The organism is Paenibacillus sp. P4_A7 (assembly GCF_056402455.1).
This window is the reverse complement of the sequence record NZ_JBFUHJ010000675.1, coordinates 1-2,135: the sequence shown is the minus strand read 5'-3', so window position 1 is coordinate 2,135 and position 2,135 is coordinate 1. Positions and strand designations below refer to the sequence as shown.

Annotated in this window: 2 protein-coding genes; both read left to right on the top strand. The window is 39.3% G+C overall.

Annotated elements, in window-relative coordinates:
* The coding region (locus tag AC1DWN_RS32800) for a carbohydrate ABC transporter permease (protein ID WP_477563024.1) at positions 1–883 on the top strand (883 nt) is incomplete at its 5' end.
* 33 nt (positions 884–916) lie between these two features.
* On the top strand, positions 917–2,135 hold a 1,219-nt coding region (locus AC1DWN_RS32795), incomplete at its 3' end, for a type 2 periplasmic-binding domain-containing protein (protein ID WP_477563023.1).

Here is a 2,135-nt window from a genome sequence, read left to right as displayed (position 1 = left end):
GGATGAAGCAATGAGATATAAATCAAGTATTGCGGGAAATTTTTTCGATGTTTTTAATTATGCCATACTCATTTTCCTAGCCTTCATTACTCTCTACCCCTTTATTAACCAAGTGAGTATCTCATTAAGTGATACTTCGTCTCGAATTATTTTCTTTCCAAAAAATCTTTCTTTTGAATCCTATAAAATTGCTTTTCATTACGATGCCATCTGGATAGGTTTTAAAAACACCATCATCCGTACAGGGCTTGGCACATTGTTAAGCTTGGCATTCACTTCTATGGGCGCTTATGCGTTATCCAAAAAAAAGCTTCCGCTGCGAAGGTCGTTTATTGTTATCATACTCATCACAATGCTTTTTGGYGGTGGATTGATTCCCAATTATTTGCTTATTAAAAATTTAGGTATGTTAGATACGATATGGGCCTTGGTGATTCCAGGAATGGTCAGTGGCTTCAACATTTATATTATGGTGGCTTTCTTTCGGAATGTTCCTGTATCCTTGGAGGAATCTGCTAAGGTGGATGGTTTTTCCGATTCAAAGATATTTTTATGGATAGTTCTGCCCCTGTCCTTGCCGGTTTTGGCTACAGTAGGGCTCTGGGTTGCTGTCGGTCATTGGAATGAGTGGTATTCAGCTATGATCTATACAAGGAACCCGGATAATTACGTGCTGCAGGTTGTTCTTCGCAGAATTCTTGTTGAGAACCAAACACAAGGCATTGAGGCGCTGGCAAGACGATCAACAACAGGTTCCAACTTTTCAAGCCGGCAGCTCCAGTCCACAATCATCATGATCTCCATTATTCCGATGCTCATCGTATATCCTTTCATTCAAAGATTCTTTGTTAAAGGAATTCTAGTTGGTGCGGTTAAAGAGTAGCCTGATCATTTCTAGGCATTCTGTTTGCCTATTATGAAATATTTCAAAGGAGTGGTCAAAATGTCAATTAGGGTAAAAAGAAGTATTTTGTTAATCTGTTTTGGATTAATAACTGCGTTGTTCTCAGCTTGCTCCGGACCAGCAAATGAAGCTAACAAGGAAACTAACAAGACTGCTGGAACTACTCAAACGGAAACAGGAGCCCCTCAAGAAAAAGTGAAATTAGTTACATCACTCTGGGATCTGGAAAATTATCCGAATAGTGATAAAAGCGTATTGAAAAAGAAACTGGAAGATCAATTAGGTGTTGACATTACACTACTATCGCGAAAAGGGGACACCTATACAGACGATTATAAATTGGAAATTCTCTCTGGGAACCCTCCTGATTATTTTACTAATTTGACGCTAACTGACTACAATGAATACTTTAAGCAGGACCTTTTGGCAGRAATCCCGGAAGAGTTTGTTGCTGAACATGCACCGAATTTGTTGGCCTACTATAAGAAACACGTTGGAGAACATCCCTTTAGCTACTCCGATAGAGATGGTAAAAACTATGGGCTACCCTTAATTTCTCCCATTTCGAAATTTGCCTATGTAAATGCGATTCGTGAGGACTGGTTAAATAATGTGGGTATAACCAAACTTCCGGAAACAATCGATGAGCTGCATGAAGCCTTACTGCGTTTCAGGAATGATGACCCAGACAAAGATGGGAATAAGAATACGTATGGTTGGAGTCTCGCAATCGTAAAGGATAGCGTTAATAACATGTTTAGTCCTATATTTGGCGCGTACGGTGTCTATCCTGGAATTATGTACGAAAACAATGGCAAGATCGTAGCAGGTGAAATCGAGCCTGGAGCGAAGCAAGCTTTGGAAGTATTGAGCCAATGGTTCAAAGAAGAAATAATTGATCCGGAATTTGTTGTAATGACTAAATRGGAGCTTCTTGTAGAGAAGTTTGTGGCATCTAAAGCAGGGTTTATTAATAGAGGATTCTGGGAGATCGTTCCTGTATTCGGTCCCGCGCCATTTAGTAATGATTTAAATAAAGTAACGCCTGGCGCTAAAGTGACATTGGTCAATCATCCTAAAGGACCTAACGGAGATTTTGGTGATACTCAAGGAAATCCTGTAAGTGGAGCTATGCTTGCTTTTAAAAAGGGTTTAAGTCCAGAGGTTATGGCTAAATATCTTGCTTTTTTCGATACAATAATTTTTGATAAAGAAATGGTTGAGTTTAGTT